Annotated in this window: 14 protein-coding genes and 1 tRNA gene; 9 read left to right on the top strand and 6 right to left on the bottom strand. The window is 56.1% G+C overall.

Annotated elements, in window-relative coordinates; translation table 11 throughout:
* The first annotated feature begins 57 nt into the window (after window positions 1–57).
* The gene (locus ABJV08_RS00075; protein WP_348040017.1) at window positions 58–1,056 is read left to right on the top strand and encodes an adenosine kinase; all 999 of its coding nucleotides are present in this window, start codon (window positions 58–60) and stop codon (window positions 1,054–1,056) included.
* Here the strand turns inward: ABJV08_RS00075 and ABJV08_RS00070 are convergent, their stop codons facing one another.
* The 3 genes from ABJV08_RS00070 to tsaD form a co-directional block, all read right to left on the bottom strand.
* Window positions 1,057–2,499 (bottom strand): oligosaccharide flippase family protein, encoded by a 1,443-nt coding sequence (locus tag ABJV08_RS00070; protein WP_348040207.1) that lies wholly within the window; start codon window positions 2,497–2,499, stop codon window positions 1,057–1,059.
* A 160-nt stretch (window positions 2,500–2,659) separates the two neighbouring features.
* Window positions 2,660–3,655, bottom strand: a complete 996-nt coding sequence (locus tag ABJV08_RS00065) for an NAD(P)H-dependent glycerol-3-phosphate dehydrogenase (RefSeq protein WP_348040016.1) — start codon at window positions 3,653–3,655, stop codon at window positions 2,660–2,662.
* Window positions 3,652–4,686 (bottom strand): tRNA (adenosine(37)-N6)-threonylcarbamoyltransferase complex transferase subunit TsaD, encoded by a 1,035-nt coding sequence (tsaD, locus tag ABJV08_RS00060; protein WP_348040015.1) that lies wholly within the window; start codon window positions 4,684–4,686, stop codon window positions 3,652–3,654. Before tsaD ends, ABJV08_RS00065 begins: the two co-directional genes overlap by 4 nt.
* A gap of 44 nt (window positions 4,687–4,730) precedes the next feature.
* Between tsaD and hemC the strand changes: the two genes are divergently transcribed.
* Genes hemC through ABJV08_RS00045 form a run of 3 tightly spaced genes read left to right on the top strand, consistent with a single transcriptional unit; the run spans window position 4,731 to window position 7,382 of the window.
* Entirely contained in the window at window positions 4,731–5,684 is a 954-nt protein-coding gene (hemC, locus tag ABJV08_RS00055; RefSeq protein ID WP_348040014.1) for a hydroxymethylbilane synthase, read from the top strand.
* The gene (locus tag ABJV08_RS00050) at window positions 5,681–6,361 is read left to right on the top strand and encodes a uroporphyrinogen-III synthase (protein ID WP_348040013.1); all 681 of its coding nucleotides are present in this window, start codon (window positions 5,681–5,683) and stop codon (window positions 6,359–6,361) included. Before hemC ends, ABJV08_RS00050 begins: the two co-directional genes overlap by 4 nt.
* Window positions 6,362–6,413: 52 nt before the next feature.
* The gene (locus ABJV08_RS00045) at window positions 6,414–7,382 is read left to right on the top strand and encodes a mitofilin family membrane protein (RefSeq protein WP_348040012.1); all 969 of its coding nucleotides are present in this window, start codon (window positions 6,414–6,416) and stop codon (window positions 7,380–7,382) included.
* On the opposite strand, the gene ABJV08_RS00040 is transcribed toward ABJV08_RS00045, so the two are convergent.
* On the bottom strand, window positions 7,379–7,807 hold the full coding sequence (locus ABJV08_RS00040) for an acyl-CoA thioesterase (RefSeq protein WP_348040011.1): 429 nt from the start codon (window positions 7,805–7,807) through the stop codon (window positions 7,379–7,381). The two genes, ABJV08_RS00045 and ABJV08_RS00040, sit on opposite strands and share 4 nt — an antisense overlap.
* Window positions 7,804–9,870 (bottom strand): S9 family peptidase, encoded by a 2,067-nt coding sequence (locus ABJV08_RS00035; protein WP_348040010.1) that lies wholly within the window; start codon window positions 9,868–9,870, stop codon window positions 7,804–7,806. Before ABJV08_RS00035 ends, ABJV08_RS00040 begins: the two co-directional genes overlap by 4 nt.
* Window positions 9,871–9,971: 101 nt before the next feature.
* Between ABJV08_RS00035 and ABJV08_RS00030 the strand changes: the two genes are divergently transcribed.
* From ABJV08_RS00030 to ABJV08_RS00020, 3 genes are all read left to right on the top strand, one after another.
* Window positions 9,972–11,753, top strand: coding sequence for an aminopeptidase P family protein (locus tag ABJV08_RS00030; RefSeq protein WP_348040009.1), 1,782 nt, complete (start codon window positions 9,972–9,974; stop codon window positions 11,751–11,753).
* A gap of 61 nt (window positions 11,754–11,814) precedes the next feature.
* Window positions 11,815–12,192 (top strand): VOC family protein, encoded by a 378-nt coding sequence (locus ABJV08_RS00025; RefSeq protein ID WP_348040008.1) that lies wholly within the window; start codon window positions 11,815–11,817, stop codon window positions 12,190–12,192.
* 42 nt (window positions 12,193–12,234) lie between these two features.
* Window positions 12,235–12,732: a thioesterase family protein gene (locus ABJV08_RS00020; protein ID WP_348040007.1), complete on the top strand. Its 498-nt coding sequence runs from the start codon at window positions 12,235–12,237 to the stop codon at window positions 12,730–12,732.
* On the opposite strand, the gene ABJV08_RS00015 is transcribed toward ABJV08_RS00020, so the two are convergent.
* Window positions 12,729–12,878: a hypothetical protein gene (locus ABJV08_RS00015; RefSeq protein ID WP_348040006.1), complete on the bottom strand. Its 150-nt coding sequence runs from the start codon at window positions 12,876–12,878 to the stop codon at window positions 12,729–12,731. The genes ABJV08_RS00020 and ABJV08_RS00015 overlap by 4 nt on opposite strands.
* 131 nt (window positions 12,879–13,009) lie before the next feature.
* Here ABJV08_RS00015 and ABJV08_RS00010 point away from each other — a divergent pair.
* Window positions 13,010–13,084 (top strand) — tRNA-Thr (locus ABJV08_RS00010).
* 51 nt (window positions 13,085–13,135) lie between these two features.
* Window positions 13,136–13,349 (top strand): hypothetical protein (locus ABJV08_RS00005; protein ID WP_348422299.1); only part of this gene is annotated, 214 nt, incomplete at its 3' end.

Genomic DNA, 13,349 nt, shown 5'->3' with positions numbered 1-13,349 from the left:
ACCAGCCAAAGTCCTAACGCACCGGAAAGAATGAAATCAGCCTCAAAAGGACTTTTTATGACCACTGAAGCCCGTTACGATATTGTCGCCATCGGCAATGCGATTGTTGATGTAATCTCCCAGTCCAGCGACAGTTTCCTCGACGAGGAGCAGTTGGTTAAGGGCAGCATGGCCCTGATCGATGCCGAACGGGCGGAAGCATTATACCGGGATATGGGGCCTGCACGGGAAGTAAGCGGCGGTTCGGGAGCGAATACGCTTGCCGGAGCATCCACCCTGGGGCGCCAATGCGCACTGATTGCACAAGTGGCCGATGATCAGCTTGGCGAAGTTTTTGCGCATGATATTCGTGCGACGGGAATCGACTTTGATGTGCCTCCGCTCGGCAAAGAGCCTCCCACGGCGCGCTGCCTGATTTTTGTTACGCCAGACGCGCAACGGACCATGAATACCTTTCTGGGCGCTTCCCAGTTTCTGCCACCGGCAGCGGTCGATGCTGATCTTATCGCGAGCGGCGCTATTCTTTATCTCGAGGGCTATTTGTGGGATGCCGACGAACCCAAGGCGGCGATGGCCCTGGGTATCGATATCGCTCGCAAAAATGACCGCAAGGTTGCCTTCACCCTATCCGACACATTCTGTGTGGACCGGCATAGGGAAGAATTCGTGGGCCTGGTCGATGGCGGCAAGATCGATATTCTGTTCGCCAATGAAGCGGAAGTCATGATGCTGGCCGAAACGGAGGATTTTGATGCTGCTGTTGCGCAAACAGCCGCCAAAGTCGAAACTCTTGTCGTGACCCGAAGCGAACAGGGTGCGATTGCCGTTCGTGATGGCAAGACTTTTGCCGTTGCTGCGGAACCCGTCGACCAAATTTTGGATACGACTGGCGCCGGAGATCTTTTTGCCGCGGGCTTCCTGAGTGGCTATATCGAGCAACGTCCGATGGAAGAATGCCTGACCATTGGCGCTATCGCGGCAGCAGAGGTGATTTCGCATTATGGCGCGCGTCCGGAAGCCGATTTGCAGGAACTGGTCAAAAACCGGCTCGGTTGATCAGTCTTTCATTTTAAACAATTTGCGGTCTTCCGGACCAAAACCCCATCTCCAGATGATCCAGGCGTAGCTGCCTAGGATCATCGGAATGCCGACGATCAATTCCGCCCATTCAGGCAGATAGGTGGCAAGATAACCAATGCCGCTCGCTACGCCGACGGCGAGCAGCAACGTCCAGCGCCAACCGTTGACCGGCGCTTCCAACAGTTTCGATAGGAATATGGCTTTCACGATCGAAGCATAAGCGAGAGCGACCATTAGAGCCGCTGCGACCGCTGCGGCCTGAAACAACGGTCCCCAGCCCAGAAGCATACAGATCTGGATGAATGCCACGCTAAGCGCCGCTTGCAGCAATAGCATCGATAGTGATATCAACAGGTTGCGATGGCGTGCAATATAGACGAGCGCAGATTCGCTGACCACCGCCGTCGCCGCCACCGCTTCAGCAGCCAGTAAGAAGGCAAGGGCGCCCGTTCCGCCAACGAAATTCGGTCCGACCAGTCCCATTACGGCTTCTCCTGGAATCGCCAAGGCCAAGGCAATGCCAATTTGTGCGGCAATGATCCAGAAGCCGACCTGACTCACCTGACTGGCGATGGCTTTCATATTGCCAGCTTCCAGATTGCGGGTGATGACCGGGCCCAAAATAGGATCAAAACTGGTTTTGAGTTTCTGCGGCAGGCTCGCCACTTGCTGGGCAATATAATAGATGCCGACAATCGCCGGCGACGCAAACAGCCCAAGAATAGCCAGATCCAATCGACGGGACCCCCATTCGGCAGCATCAGCAGCGGCGAGCGGCATATTGCGCCCTGCCATTCTCGCGATTTTCAACGGTTCCGGTCGCCAGCCATGCGGCAAGCCATAGCTTTTGAACAACGGCCAAAGCGACGCGAGCAGCGCCGCAACCATCGATACGACATAAGAAATGATCAGGCCGTCGCGGAGGGAATAATAAGAAAAGAGAAAGGCGGCAATGCTGATGGTCCAAGGCTCGACAATCGATCGCGCGCGCACGGTTGAGGCAATGTCGTACCGATAGGCGAGGGCTGCTAGCGCTATATCTGCGCCGACGATGGTGAATATGACGAGCGGCAAGAACCGGTCGAGGCCGTTGATCTCGCTATTGGGGAACATGATGAACGGGAATGCGATCAATAGCCCTGCTGCCACAGCGGAGGCCACGAAGCTGACCAGCAGGCCATCCCAGACCACATGCACATGCGGTCGCTGGGTTTTGCTCAACTGGGCCGCTAGCCCGCGTTTCAAGCCCAGGGTTGCGAGTTGCGCCGCAAATTCCACCACCAGAATTGCATAAGCAAACCGGCCGAGCGCTTCGGCTCCGTATATGCGGCCGGCAATGAACAGAAATGGCAGGCGCGCGGCCAGGCGCAGAAGAAATCCGAATATATTGGTCCGGCCACCTTTTGCGAGTGCGGCAATATCATCTTTGCTTTTCTCAGCAGCCGTATCGCCATCCGCTGGCGCTGCACGAGCCGTGCCTGTTGGTTCAGGACTGTTCAAAATGCTCTCCGGCTGGCCCGCTTGAAGGGCGACGGTCTATAGCAGTTTCGTGCAATTGTCATCACCATGCCTCGCCGGTCTATTTACGTTCAGAAACCAGCGGCCTTTTCATGAGTTGGGTGGCCACAGACTGAACGTCAGCCTCTCCGGTCAGCAAAGCGCAGACGGCATCGACGATCGGCATATTGACTTCGCGTGCGTTGGAATCTTGTTGAAGAACGGGGGCGGTTGAGGCGCCTTCGGCGACCGTGGTCCGGTCGGACAACAATGTTTGTGCCGATTGGCCTTGTCCCAATCCCTTTCCGAGCGAAAAATTACGGGAACTGGTAGAAGAGCAGGTTAGCACTAAGTCTCCCAGCCCGCATAAACCGGAGAGCGTTTCCAACCGTGCTCCGCGGGCCTCGCCATAGCGGATCATTTCCGCAAAGCCTCGACTGATCAGAGACGCGCGTGCATTTTGACCCAGGCCGGCACCGTCGACCACACCGCATCCGATGGCCAGCACATTCTTGACCGCGCCGCCGATTTCCGCGCCGACGATATCGTCCGAAAAATAGGGACGGAAGGAGGTTTTTGCGATTAGCGGGTTGAGTTGATCCCACAAGGCCTCGTCCTCACAGGCAAGCGTCAGAGCAGTCGGCAGCCCTTGAGCCACTTCATGGGCAAAGGTCGGGCCGGATAAGACAGCGAGGGTGTTTTGTGGTCGCTCTTGTTTGGCAACCTCGCTCAGCAGCATCTGGCTCTCGGCTTCAATACCCTTGCAGCAAAGGACCAGGGTTGCGTCGGATGCGGGCAGTGCCTGAAGGCTAGCGCGCAGATGTTGTGCCGGTGTCACCATCAACAACACGTCGCAGGCTGCCATCGCATCCCAATCCTGCGTTGCTTGAATAGTATTGCGAAGCGGATGATCAGGGAGAAAAGACTGGTTTTCGTGCTGCTGATTGATCTGGTTTACAATCTCGGGCTCACGGGCCCAAAGCAGCAGCCTGTCTTGCCCTTCTGATAGAACCTGAGCCAAGGCAGTGCCCCAGGCCCCGGCACCGACGACGCCGATTTTAGCGGATGCCGTCGTCATGCCTTTACCCCTGCGCCGCGGGCTTTCTCGGCGTTCGGGTCCAGCGGCCAGCGCGGACGGGCGACGAAATCCAATGGATCGGTGAGGCCCGCAGCAAACCGTTCGGCGCCAGCCCAGGCGATCATTGCGGCATTGTCGGTACAGAGCCAGTGCGGCGGTGCGGTGAAGGCCATTTCATGAGCATCTGCTACTTGTTCGAGCATGGCGCGGATCGGTGTATTGGCGGCGACCCCGCCGGCAACCACCAGGCTCGCGCAGCTTCCATGGTCGCGAATGGCTTTTTCCAAACGGTCTCGCAGGCAATCGACGACGGCCTGTTGAAAGGAAGCTGCGATATCTGCAGATTGGTGATCGCCACTATGGTGCGCGCGCACCACCGCGCTTTTCAAGCCAGCGAAGGAGAAATGGGGTTCTTTGGAGCGGATCAGCGGACGTGGCAAAGGGACGGCTTTGGGATCGCCGTCTTGGGCCATGGCCTCGACCTTGGGTCCACCGGGATAGCCGAGACCCAATATTTTGGCGGTCTTGTCAAAAGCCTCTCCGGCTGCATCATCAATCGTGGTGGCCAGGCGCCGATATTGGCCAGGGCCTTCAACGCGCAAAATCTGGCAATGACCGCCGGACACCAAGAGGAGCAAATAGGGAAAGGCCAAGTCCGGATTGACCAGTCGTGGCGATAGCGCGTGGCCTTCGAGATGGTTGACCGCAATCAGGGGCTTGTCTGCCGCCATGGCTAGTGCTTTACCCGTAACGAGGCCGACCATTACGCCGCCGATCAAACCCGGGCCCGCAGTGGCGGCAACCGCATCGACGTCATCAAGGCATTTTCCGGCTTCATCGAGCGCCGCTGCTATGAGCGGCGTCAATATTTCAGCATGGGCGCGAGCGGCAATCTCGGGAACCACGCCGCCATAAGGGGCATGTTCGTCCTCTTGCCCAGCCAGTTGATGCGCCAGAATCTCTCGATCGGACGTCACTAACGCGGCCGCTGTTTCATCACAGCTGGATTCTATTCCCAAGATCAGGCTCATGACGCTTTTACTTAAGCGCTCAAGCCATTAGGACAAGCGCTATCATGAGCGAAGACAGTAAAAAAGAGATTCTCGCCGGTGTGGATAGGCCGCTGCGCATAGGCACGCGTCAATCACCACTGGCTTTGGCGCAAGCAAGGATGACCGCAAACGCGCTGTTGTCATTTCATGGCTGGCGGCCCGATCAAGTGGAACTGGTGCCGATGATCGCAAGCGGGGATAAGATCCTCGATCGTTCGCTGGCGGAAGTTGGCGGCAAAGCGCTTTGGACCAAAGAGCTGGATCGCGCACTCGGGACCGGTGAAATTGACTGCGCGGTGCATAGTATGAAGGATGTTGAAACCATCCGGCCAGGCGCGTTCATCCTTGCGGCGATGCTGGATCGCGCCGATATTCATGATCGGTTGATCGGCGCAGATTCGATAGAGGCTCTGCCCAAGGGCGCGGTTGTCGGCACAGCATCTCCGCGTCGTAAGGCCCAGCTTCTGCGGGAAAGACATGATCTCGATATCAGGCTGATCCGCGGCAATGTGCAGACCCGCCTGCAAAAAATAGAAGACAGGGAATATGACGCGACTCTGTTGGCCGCAGCGGGCTTGAACCGTTTGGATATGGAGGATGTCGGGATCGACATATCCGACGAGGTCATGCTTCCGGCTCCAGCACAGGGAGCAGTCGGAGTGGAATCGCGAACCGATGATGGTCACGTCCGTCGGCTGTTGCGGGCCATATCTTCCACAAACACATTTCGCGCTGTGACGGCCGAGCGCTTGTTTTTGGAGCGATTGACCGCAGATTGTCACAGCCCGGTTGCTGCATTGGCGACGATCGATGGCACCATGGTTCATCTACGGGCCGAGATATTGCTGCCCGACGGTTCGGAGCATGTCGCCGGTGAGTCCAGTTTTGAAACCGGAGATATATCCGCGCCGCGCATTTTGGCGGACAAGCTTGTGGGTCAGGCAAGCGCAGATCTGAAGGCCGTGTTCGGGCGATGACTCTGCCGTTGCTAATCCTTCGCCCGCTTGATGGGGCGTTGCAGACCGAGCGGCGGGCAAGGGGTTTAGATTTGTCTGTGGTTGTTGATCCTCTGTTTGTCATCGAGGCGGTTCCATGGTTGGCGCCGAAAACGGCAGAATTTGATGCTTTGCTGCTAACCAGCGCCAACGCCCTGAAATTTGGCGGCGCAGATTTGAATATATATCAATCCCTGCCGGTGTTGGCGGTCGGCGAGAAGACGGCGGCGGCGGCGACAGATGCGGGATTTCAGGTCGTCGAGACGGGGCAAGCCGGCGCACAGGATCTCCTGGATCATTCGACCGCAGATCAATATCGTAATATTTTGTGGCTGACCGGGGAACAATATACCGAAATTTCTGCTCCGGAACGGCATTTGCACATCTTGCCGGTCTATCGGTCGCAAGCTTGTGAACTGGGCGAGCAGGCAAAAGCCTGTCTCGCGGAAGAAACGGCTATTCTGTTATATTCGGCCCGCGCAGCCCAGCATCTGGCGGCGGAACTGGACCGCTTATATTTACCGAAAAGCAGATATCATATGCTGGCCTTTTCCGCGAAGGTTGCAGAAGCGGCAGGAAATGGCTGGAAAAGTTTGCACGTTGCGGATCAGCCGGACGACGACGCTTTACTGTCCCTAGCCAGCAGACTATGCCTCTAGTAACGAGAGGATCTGGCCTGTTCAGGCGCCGGATTGAAGCAAAGGAGCCGGAATGAGCCGGGATTATGAAAGGCTTTCGCCATCAACGGGCAAAAGCAATTTGACGCGCAATGTGCTGATTTTGATGATCGTTGCCTTCATCGGCGGGGTGATCCTGACCGGCTGGATATTGTCGCGCTACAATCCGTTTGAAAACAGCTCTGAAACGGAAGCCGCGGCGATCGCAACCCCGTCAGGTGCGGTCATCGCGGAGCCTGATCCAGCGACCGCCCTTGCCAACCGGATTGATGCGGATGGAAGCGTTCTGCCTGCGCCTTCACAATCGGCGGAACCGGCAGTGTCGGCACTAACACCCGATCTGGAGCGAGCGCTCGCTGTGCGCGTTGCTGATCTGGAAGACCGCTTGTCGCGCATCAATGTTCAGGCCCAGGCCGCTTCTGGTAATGCTGCCCGAGCCGAAGGCTTGCTGATCGCTTTTGCTGCACGCCGTGCGCTCGATCGCGGATCACCTCTGGGTTATATTGAATCGCAATTGCGCCTTCGCTTCGGAGATGCACAGCCCAAAGCTGTGACGACGATCGTCAATGCGTCGCGCCAACCGGTCACTTTAGAAGAGCTCTCGGCAGGGCTGGATGAATTGGGGCCAACCTTGACGACTGGATCAAGTGGAGCAGGCTTCTGGACTGATTTTCAACGGGAATTGTCCGAACTGTTCATCATTCGCCGCGAAGGCACACCGTCACCGGCACCGGAACAGCGCCTCATTCGCGCGAAACGCTATGTCGAAACCGGCAACGTCGATGCGGCGATTGCGGAAATCGAAAAATTGGCGGGAGTTGAGAAAGACGAAGACGCTTCCCAATGGATGGAAAAAGCCCGCCGCTATAATGAAGCACGGCGCGCGTTGGATGTCATTGAAACCGCGGCAATATTGGAACCACAACAATTGCGCACCGCTGAAGGGGAGCGGGTGGATCAACCATCTCCTCTAGCGCCGTCGACTCCCATTCCGGCGCCCTAATTTTTTAGGAAAAGATCTGCCAGATCCTTTGGCACACGAACCGGCCGGCTGCTTGTTCGATCGATAATCGCCCAGTTGGTTTTCGCGGCGACCTTGATCTTGCTATCGGCCCCGGTGAAGCTGACGTTGCGCCAGAAGCGCGCGCCTTTGGGCGGTTCGGAAATCCAGGTGCGTCCGGTAACGGTCTCGCCAGCCCCTACATTGCCGCGATAATCAATCTCGTGACGGGTGACGACCCAGATATATTGTTCAATAGCGGCTGCCGGCGCGACAGCGTTCCAATGGGCCGTTGCCATGTCCTGAATCCAGCGCACCCAGACCGCGTTGTTCACATGACCGAGCTCGTCTATGTCTTCTGGCTGGGCAGTGATCGACAGCGCAAATCCCGAATCCGGTATTTCTGGTTCGGATTCTCGCCGGTTCATGGGGCAATGTCCATTTGCCACAGGATGAATGCGAATTCTTCGGCCGTTTCCTCGAGTGCATTCCATCGGCCGGACTTGCCGCCATGGCCGGCCCCCATATTGGTCTTGAGCAGCAGCATATTATCATCCGTTTTGGTTGCGCGCAGCTTGGCTGTCCATTTCGCTGGCTCCCAATAGGTCACGCGGGGATCGTTGAGCCCGCCGGTGATCAACATCGGTGGATAGGCCTGCGCACTCACCTGATCATAAGGGGAATAGCTTTGAATATATTCGAACGCCGTTTTGTCGGTGATTGGATTGCCCCATTCGGGCCATTCGCCCGGGGTCAAAGGCAGGCTCTCATCCTGCATCGTGTTGAGCACATCGACAAAGGGGACATGTGCAACGATTGTACCCCATAGTTCCGGGTCGCTGTTGACGATCGCGCCCATAAGTTCGCCACCCGCGGAGCCGCCAGAGGCAGTGATCCGGCCTGTGCTTGTATAGTCCTTGGCAATCAATCCTTTTGCGACATCGACGAAATCGTTGAACGTGTTCGTCCGCTTGGTCAGCTTGCCGTCGAGATACCAGTTGCGGCCTAGGTCATCGCCGCCGCGGATGTGGGCAATCGCATAAACAAATCCGCGATCGACCAGACTTAGCCGCGTGGTCGAGAAGCTTGGCGGCACGGCATAGCCATAAGCGCCATAGGAATAGAGGTGCAGCGGCGCGCTGCCATCGATTTTGGTGTCATTATGATAGACCAATGATACCGGCACCAAGGTCCCGTCACGGACTGCGATCATCAACCGCTCGGTCTGATATTGGCTGGCGTCATAGCCCGAAGGAATCTCTTGTACCTTGAGCGTTTCGAGCGATTTGTCGGTCAAATGATAGTCGTAGACCGTGCCGGGCGTAATCATGGAATCATAGCCGATCCGGAGCTTGTCGACATCATATTCGGGATTGTCATCCAGGCCGGCGCTATAGCTGGCTTCGGGAAAGGCGATATATTCTATCTTGGCGGGATCGTCATAGGATCTGATCGCAATCTGATCGAGCCCGTTTTCGCGCCCTTCGGTTACGTAGAAATTTTTGAATGTGCAGACATCCGTTAGATAGAAATCATCCGACCCGGCAATCAGGCTTGTCCAATCGGAGGGGCTTTCGATTGACGCCGTCACCAGCCGGAAGTTCACATGATTGTCGTTGGTAAGAATGTAGAGCGTGCCGTCATGCTCTTCCACCTCATATTCGCGGCCAGCCCGACGCGCTGATACCAAAATCGGTTCCGCCAGCGGATTGTCGGTGGGTACCAGTCTGACTTCGCTGGTTTCATGATCACCGCTGGAAATGGCGATATATTTTTCCGAGTGAGTCAGGCCGATGCCAACGCGGAAACCTTCGTCGTCTTCATGATAGAGTTCGACATCATCGGCAATGTCGCTGCCCAAGACATGGAGCCGCGCATTGTCGGTGCGCCATTGTTCGTTGGCGAGGCCATAGAGCAGGTTTCTTGAATCGGCAGACCAGACCAGACTCGACAGGGTGCCGGGGATGACGTCGGGCAGCAATTCACCGCTATCCAGATCCTTGAACCGGACTTCAAACCGCTCCGACCCGTTGTCGTCATAGGCATAAGCTAGCAAGCGTCCGTCGGGGGATACGGATGCGGCTCCGAGGCGGAAATATTCCTTCCCTTTGGCCAGTATATTCTCGTCCAGCATCAATTGGTCTTCGCCGCCTGCCGCCGCTTTGCGCCAATGCTGGCGATATTGCATGCCTTCCTCGAACCTGCTCCAGTAGATCCAGTCCCCATCTCTTTGCGGGACCGAGCTATCATCCTCCTTGATCCGCGCCTTCATCTCTTGGAATAAAGTTTCGGTCAGCGGCTTGCGATCGGCCATATTCTGCTCAAACCACTGATTTTCTGCCTTGAGATAGGCGAGAATATCTTCGTCTTCGACAACCGGATATCGCGGGTCTTTCAGCCAGTGCCACGGATCGTTTACGACATATCCGTGTCGCTCGTAACTATGCGAGCGTTGGTCTGCGAGTGGCGGTCGGGTCAGCTTCTCGGTCATATATTCTGCTTTTCTTTGGCCTGAATTTGGTGGCGAATTGGGCTTGGAACCCCTATGTGTTGCAGGATAAGCTTATTCAAGGAGTTTGCTCAGCGATGTTGATGTCCACCTATGAAACCCGCCTGAAGGCGTTGCGGGAACAAATGCAAAAAGATGGCCTCGATGGCTTTGTTGTTCCCATCTGCGATGAACATATGAGCGAATATGTCGGCGATTATGCGCAGCGGCTGTCCTGGTTGACGGGATTCGGTGGCTCTGCTGGTTCTGCGGTGGTGCTGAAAGACAAAGCCGCGATCTTCATCGATGGCCGTTACACGATTCAGGTGCGGGATCAGGTTGATGGCAAGCTATATGAATATGTCGGCACTGCCGACCAGAGCGTGATTGACTGGCTGGGCGCTAACGCGCCGCAAGGCTCTGCTATTGGCTATGATGCCTGGTTGCATACGCAGGACTGGGCGAAGTCGGCTGCGGCCAAGCTGGACAAGGCCGGTGCAAAGCTGGTGGCCGTTGAGGTCAATCCTATCGATCAGGTTTGGGAAGATCAGCCCGAGCCATCTTTGGCCAAGCTTGATGTGCAGCCGGATGAATTTGCGGGCAAAAGCGCCAATGACAAACGCGCGGATATCGCGGCATGGCTCAAAGCCGAAGGCCTAGATGCCACCGTCATTGCCGCGCTCGATTCCGTGGCCTGGGCGTTTAATATTCGGGGCAAAGATATTGCCAACACGCCAGTCCCGCGCGGTTATGCGATTGTCAAATCTGACGGCAGCGCGGAGCTGTTTGTCGCACCCGAAAAGCTGACCGACGAAGTGCGGGTTCATCTCGGAAATGCGGTGGGATTGCGGAGCTATGATGAATTTCCCGCAGCGTTGAACGAATATAAAGGCCGGAAGGTCGGTGTGGATCCGGAACGTTCGGTTGCTGCGATATTTGGACAGTTGGAAGGTGCAGGCGCGCATATTGTCAAAAAGCGCGATCCGACGATATTGGCCAAAGCGATCAAAAATGAAACCGAAGTAAACGGCCACAAAGCGGCACAAGCGCGTGATGGCGCAGCGCTCAGTCGCTTTCTCCACTGGTTTTCCCAGGAAGCTCCCAAAGGCGGCCATGATGAATTGTCGGTTGCGGCAAAACTGGCTGAATTTCGGGGCCAATCGGACAAGTTGCTGGACCTGTCCTTCCGGACGATTTCGGGCGCAGGCCCCAATGGCGCGCTCTGCCACTATAGCGTGAATGAAGAAACCAATCGCAAGATCGAAACAGGCACGCTCTATCTGGTGGATAGCGGCGGGCAATATCGCGACGGGACAACGGATGTCACCCGCACAATGGCAGTGGGAGAACCGACGGCAGAAATGATCAAACGCTACACACAGGTGTTGCAAGGTCATATTGCTTTGGCACAGGCGGCTTTTCCGAAAGGCACCACTGGCGGCCAATTGGACATATTGGCCCGTCAATATCTCTGGGCTGATGGCGTTGATTATGCCCATGGCACCGGTCATGGCGTCGGCGCATATCTGGCGGTTCATGAGGGCCCCCAGCGGATCGCGGCCAATAGCGGCTTTAACGAACCGCTGGTGGCGGGCATGATCTGCTCCAATGAGCCTGGCTATTACAAGACAGATGGATTTGGTATCCGTATCGAAAATCTGATTCTGGTCGAAGAACGCATCATAGATGGCGCCGAACAACCGATGCTCGGCTTCGAGACGCTGACCTTTGCGCCACTGGAGCGCAGATTGATCGATGTCTCGCTGCTATCTGATAGCCAGCGGCATTGGGTCGATGCCTATCATGCCAAGGTGCGCGCAACGATTGCGCCGCAGCTGGATGGCGAAGCGCTGACATGGCTGGAGGCGCAGACAGCAGCGCTCTGACCCTATTGACGTGACCCATATGTTCTCCTAATGTTCTCACTCAATAACAAGGAGGAAGAACATGATCGGCTATGTCACCGTGGGTACGAATGACCTGGAGAAAGCGGCGAAATTCTACGATGCCATTGGCAAAGAAATGGGCGTTGGACGGATGATGGATTCCGACCAGTTCATTGCTTGGGGCGAAATGGGGGGTGCGGCCGGCATAGCGGCAAGCAAACCCTTTGATGGTCAAGCGGCCAGCGTCGGCAATGGTGTGATGGTCGCGATCGAAGCCAAGGACAATGATCAGGTGCAGCGGCTCTATGACATCGCGTTGGCCCATGGCGGCAGCGATGAAGGCGCTCCGGGACCACGCGGCGAGGGAGGCTTTTATGCCGGTTATTTTCGCGATCCGGATGGCAATAAGCTGAATGCCTTTTGCATGAACGCGGGCTAAGGCGGTTGACAGTCTCATGAGGCTGGGGAATGAGCCAGCCTCATGACAGAACAGAAAAATCTCCGCGACGGTTTTCGGCTAATCACGCCGATCCGTGTGCGCTACGCCGAATGCGATTTGCAAGGCATTGTCTTTAACGCCAACTATCTGGTCTTTGCCGACGTTGGTCTGACCGAATATATGCGCGCTTTGATGGCGGACAATGGTCCGCAAGGCGAAGGCGATATGCTTGGCGGTTTCATGCAGCATTTTGGCGGTGACAATTGGGTGCGCCATGCTGAAGTGGATTTCCGTACGCCGGCAAAGGCGGATGACCTGATTGATGTCGCGGTCCGGATCACTCGCTTTGGCCGGACCAGCTATTCGTTGCTGGTGCATATTTTGCGCGGTGAAGAGCTGCTCAATGTGGTCAAGCTGACCTATGTCTGGTTTGATCCGGAGACGGATCAGGTTGAACCGGTAGCCGCAAAATTCATCGAGGCGGTTAGCGATTTCGAAATTATAAAGCCAGAACGGGCGGTCGTGAACGCCGAGGACTAGGCTTTGCCGTCGCCGCCATCGCTGGGTACCAGCTGTTTGGCCTGGGACTTGCGGCGGCGCAAATTGGCACGAAGTTGCTCAGCCAATCGCTCGGCTTTCTCTTGTTCTTTGCGTATCTTTTCGGATTTTGGCTGCGGTTTTGGCATGGCGTCTGATTGCACTATCCCGCGAAAAACGCAACTCCGCTTGACAAGATGGTAACCATTTGGTCTTAGGCCCGCGGTTGGTTGGAAACCGCCCGTCGCGGCGGCCAACACCAACGAAGCAAAATGGTCCGGCTGCTGTAGCTCAGTGGTAGAGCGCGTCATTGGTAATGACGAGGTCGAGAGTTCAATTCTCTCTAGCAGCACCATTTGTTCAGCTTAGCGAAAATCGGTTTCCTGCGGGAAGCACGGAAACATGTATGCCCGTGTGGGTATGGCATGAATCGAACTCGGAAAGTGGGCCGTTAGCGGGATGTCCGTTTTTAGGCGAGAGTAAGCCAGGAGAGCTGACCTTCGCGCATTTCTTTCGTAATCTCATAGAAATGCTCGTTTTATTGCATTCAGCGATCCAGGCTTTGAGGCAACAGTTCCAATATGCCTTTCTGATAGGTGTTCTGAATTTGTGTGATGCCC

Origin of the sequence: Parasphingorhabdus sp. (genome assembly GCF_039982395.1) — a bacterium.
In the GTDB taxonomy this organism is placed as follows: domain Bacteria; phylum Pseudomonadota; class Alphaproteobacteria; order Sphingomonadales; family Sphingomonadaceae; genus Parasphingorhabdus.
Note: the sequence above shows the minus strand (reverse complement) of the source record. Positions and strands in the feature narration are given on the sequence as shown.